Source organism: Neisseria sp. HMSC056A03, from assembly GCF_001815685.1.
In the GTDB taxonomy this organism is placed as follows: Bacteria; Pseudomonadota; Gammaproteobacteria; order Burkholderiales; family Neisseriaceae; genus Neisseria; species Neisseria subflava.
Genome location: NZ_KV821659.1, coordinates 320 through 5,324 on the forward strand (window position 1 = coordinate 320; position 5,005 = coordinate 5,324).

General features: G+C 49.0%; 2 protein-coding genes. Both read left to right on the forward strand.

Annotated elements, in window-relative coordinates; translation table 11 throughout:
* Window positions 1–2,035, forward strand: a 2,035-nt coding sequence (locus HMPREF3052_RS09920; RefSeq protein ID WP_210399520.1) for a YadA-like family protein, incomplete at its 5' end; no start/stop codon positions are given.
* A gap of 155 nt (window positions 2,036–2,190) precedes the next feature.
* A complete protein-coding gene (gene pepN / locus HMPREF3052_RS09925; RefSeq protein WP_070749687.1) occupies window positions 2,191–4,812 on the forward strand; it encodes an aminopeptidase N in 2,622 nt (873 codons plus the stop codon).
* Window positions 4,813–5,005: the final 193 nt, after the last annotated feature.

Genomic DNA, 5,005 nt, shown 5'->3' on the forward strand with positions numbered 1-5,005 from the left:
CATCATCAGCGAAACCGTAGCCGGTGGTGCACAGCTGAAACTGGCAGATGTGTTGAATGTCGGTCAAGCGGCTCCGGTGAAAATCGATGGCAATAAAGGCGAAGTCAGCGGCTTGAGCAATACGACTTTGGGTGGCAGCGACTTTGCCCAAGGCAAACGTGCGGCGACTGAAGAGCAGCTGAATGCAGCCCAAGATCAGTTGGTGAATGTATTGGGTGGCAATGCGGCCAATAATGGCGGCAACATCAGCATGACCGATATTGGCGGTACTGGTGAGAACAACATCCATGATGCGATTAAAGCCGTCAATGCAACTGCCAATCTGCCTTTGACTTTCGGCGGCGACAGTGGCAAAGACGTTGAACGCAAACCGGGTACGAAGCTGAATATTGTTGGCGGTCAAACCGATGCAGCCAAACTTTCAGACGGCAATATCGGTGTTGTAGCGAATGGCTCTGATAAGTTGGAAGTCAAATTGGCTAAAGACTTGGCAGTTGACAGCGTGAAAGCCGGCGATACCACCGTCAATACTGATGGCGTGAAAGTTGGTGATGTCAACCTGACTAAAGCCGGCTTGAACAACGGCGGCAACAAGATTACCAACGTTGCAGCCGGTACCGATGATACTGATGCGGTGAATGTTGCTCAGTTGAACAAAGCTGCGGCTGCGGCTAAGACCGAAGTCGTTCAAGGCGATAACATTGTTGTTACTCAGAATGTCGGCGCCAATGGCCAAACCATTTACAAAGTGGCTACCGATAAAAACCTGAAAGTTGACAGCGTTACCGCAGGTGATACCGTGATGAATAATGACGGTGTAAAAGTCGGCGATGATGTTGCATTGAACAAAGACGGCTTGAAAGCAGGCGATGTGAACCTGACCAAAGCTGGCTTGAACAATGGCGGCAACAAGATTACCAACGTTGCGGCCGGTACGGATGACACCGATGCGGTTAATGTTTCTCAACTGAAACAAGCTGCGACGGCATCTAAAACTGAAGTCGTTCAAGGTAAGAACATCGTTGTGACTGAAAAAACAGGTGACAAAGGTCAGACTGTTTATGAAGTTGCTACCGATAAAGACTTGGACGTTGACAGCGTGAAAGCCGGTGATACTACTGTTAATAATGATGGTGTGAAAGTTGGTGATGATGTTGCATTGAACAAAGACGGCTTGAAAGCAGGTAAGGTAAACCTGACTAAAGACGGTTTGGACAATGCAGGCAACAAAGTAACCAACGTAGCGGATGGCGACATCAACGCCAACAGCAAAGATGCTGTCAACGGCAGCCAGTTGTACGCAACCAACCAAAACGTAGCCAACAACGCTGCGACTATCGCCAAAGGCATCAACTTCGGCGGTACGACCGGCAGCAACAACTATGCATTGGGCGACACCATCAATGTCAAAGGCGACAGCAACATCATCAGCGAAACCGTAGCCGGTGGTGCTCAACTGAAGTTGGCTGACGAGATTAGCGTGAAGACAGTGAATGCCGATACCTTCAAAGCAGGCGATACTGTAATGAATAACGACGGCATGAAAGTCGGCGATAAAGTTGCGTTGAACAAAGACGGTCTGACCGCAGGCAACACCGTGGTCAACAACGATGGCGTAACCATCGCTGCACCGACTGAAAACAATCCGAACAACCAAGTCAAACTGTCTCCTGTCGGTCTGAACAACGGCGGCCAACGCATTACCAATGTGGCTCCGGGTAAAGACGGTACAGACGCGGCAAATGTGAATCAGTTGATTGGTTTGGGTACCGAGTTGCAGAACAACATCAACCAAGTAGGTAAGAAAGCCTACGCGGGTGTGGCCGGTGCGATTGCCCAAGGCTCGATTCCGCAAGTAACCAGTCCGGGGGAGACCGGTATCGGTGTCGGCAGCGGCTACTACGGCGGTCAGTCTGCCATGGCTATCGGCGTATCTGCGATGAGTGACGGCGGCAACTGGATTGTCAAAGGCAACTTCTCGGCCAATACCGACGGTCATGTCGGTGTCGGTGTCGGTGCGCTGTATAAGTGGTAAGTTGGCAATGACAGGCAACTAGATTTACTGCCTGAATAGGGAGGCCGTCTGAAATTTTAGGTTTCAGACGGCCTTTTTTTCTGAAAACACTTGAATTTAGACTATCTGAAACGATATGCTTCATCTATTTACCGCATGACTCTGAAAGAGAACAAATGAGCAAAACCATCCATTATTTGAAAGACTACGCCGCGCCAGCGTACCGTATTCTGAAAACCGACCTGCATTTCGATATTTTAAAACCGCAAACCATCGTCAAATCCAGTCTGACCGTTCAACCTGAAAGAGCAGGAGAGCCATTGGTATTGGATGGTTCGGCAAAACTGCTGTCTGTGAAAGTAAACGGCCGGGCCGTAGATTATGTGTTGGAAGACGAAAAACTGACGATTGCCGGCGTGCCGTCTGAAAACTTTACGCTGGAAGTGGAAACCGAAATTCTGCCTGCTGAGAACAAATCTCTGATGGGTCTGTATGCCTCCGGCGGCAATCTGTTTACCCAATGCGAACCTGAAGGCTTCCGCAAAATTACGTTCTACATCGACCGTCCGGATGTCATGTCTAAATTTACCACCACAATCGTTGCAGACAAAAAACGCTATCCGGTGTTGTTGTCTAACGGCAATAAAATCGATGGCGGAGAGTTTTCAGACGGCCGTCATTGGGTGAAATGGGAAGATCCGTTTGCCAAACCGAGCTATCTCTTTGCTTTGGTGGCAGGCGATTTGGCGGTAACGGAAGATTATTTTACGACCATGAGCGGCCGTAAGGTCAAAATCGAGTTCTACACCACGGAGACAGACAAACCTAAAGTCGGGTTTGCAGTGGAATCGTTGAAAAATGCGATGAAATGGGACGAAACACGCTTTGGCTTGGAATACGACTTGGATATTTTCATGGTCGTTGCCGTGGGCGATTTCAATATGGGTGCAATGGAAAACAAGGGTTTGAATATTTTCAACACCAAGTTTGTGCTGGCCAACAGCCGTACCGCGACCGATACCGACTTTGAAGGCATCGAATCTGTTGTCGGCCACGAATATTTCCATAACTGGACGGGCAACCGCGTGACCTGCCGTGATTGGTTCCAATTGTCGCTGAAAGAAGGTTTGACCGTATTCCGCGATCAAGAGTTTTCCGGCGACCGAGCCAGCCGCGTGGTACGCCGTATCGACAATGTCCGCATGCTGCGCTTGTTCCAATTCCCTGAAGATGCGGGCCCGACTGCGCATCCTGTCCGCCCGGCCAGCTATGAAGAGATGAACAACTTCTACACCATGACCGTCTATGAAAAAGGTGCGGAAGTAGTGCGCATGTATCACACCTTGCTCGGAGAAGAGGGCTTCCAAAAAGGCATGAAGCTGTATTTCCAACGCCATGACGGTCAGGCTGTGACTTGTGATGATTTCCGTGCCGCAATGGCAGACGCAAACGGCATCAATCTTGATCAGTTCGCTTTGTGGTACAGCCAAGCCGGCACGCCGGTTTTAGATGCTCAAGGCCGTCTGAAAGATGGTGCGTTTGAATTGACCATCAAACAAACCATTCCGGCCACGCCCGATATGGTGGACAAACAGCCGATGATGATTCCGGTCAAAACCGGTTTGCTGAACGAAAAAGGCGAAGCGGTTGAGTTTGAATATCAAGGCAAACGTGTGAAAGAGGCGGTTTTGGTATTGACTGAAGCCGAGCAGACTTTTGTGTTGGGCGGCGTCAATGAGCCGGTTATCCCGTCTCTGTTGCGTGACTTCTCTGCACCGGTTACCCTGAACTATCCGTACAGCGAGCAAGAATTGGCCACGTTGTTGGCGGCAGATGAAAATGAGTTTGCCCGTTGGGAGGCTGCTCAAACCCTGTATCATCGCGCCATTAACGCCAACCGTCAGGCATTGGCGGAAGGCCGTCCTTTGCCGGAACACAAAGCATTGATGGATGCTTTGGCTTTGGTGGTTTCCGGTGACTTTGATCCGGCATTCCGTGCCATTTTGCTGCAAATGCCGTCTGAAACCGATGTATGGGCGGAAGAAGAAAATATTGACCCGATTCAGGTTCATCAGGCGCGTGAAGCCTTGCTCAATGCCGTTGCCGTCAAGTTCCTGCCTCAATGGCGCGAGCTGAACCGTCAAGCTGCCGAGCAAGAAAACCAAGCCGATGCTGCTGTTCGTTATGAATACAGCCCGGAATTGGCCGGCTGGCGTACTTTGCGCAATGCTTGCAGGGCATTTATCCTTCGTGCTGACGCTGCGCATATCGAACACGTTGCGGAGAATTACGAAGCAATGGCGCAAAACATGACCCACGAATGGGGTATCTTATCCGCAATTAACAGCAATGAAAGCGAAATCCGCGATCGTTTGTTGACACAATTTGCCGATAAATTTGCCGATGATGCTTTGGTAATGGACAAATATTTTGCCCTGATTGCCTCAAGTCGCCGCAAAGATACTTTACAGCAAGTTCAGACGGCCTTGAATCATCCTAAGTTCAGTATTGAAAATCCAAATAAAGCCCGTTCTTTATTGATGAGCTTCAGCCGCAATATTCCGCACTTCCATGCAGAAGATGGTAGTGGATACCGTTTTGTTGCTGATAAAGTGATGGAAATCGACCGCTTCAATCCGCAAGTTGCCGCCCGACTGGTACAGGCTTTCAACATCTGCAACAAATTGGAAGCCAACCGCAAAGCCGTTATGACCAAAGAGTTGCAACGCATCCATGCACAAGAAGGTTTGTCCAAAGATGTGGGCGAGATTGTCGGTAAGATTCTGAATGAAAAATAAAGCTTGTCTGTTGAACTTATTGTAATTTGGCAATAAGGATAGATAGACTAAAGGTCGTCTGAAACCGATTGGTTTCAGACGACCTTTTTATATATCAACGCTTAAATTAATTTTCGTTGAGGATAGTGAATAAGAATAAAAAAAGAGCCTGCATAAAACAGGCTGTAGGAAAACGTTGCGTTGTTTACACCAC

Excerpts from the sequence above, each read along its gene's own strand:
- pepN (WP_070749687.1), top strand. The coding sequence starts at position 2,191 with ATGAGCAAAACCATCCATTATTTGAAAGACTACGCCGCGCCAGCGTAC.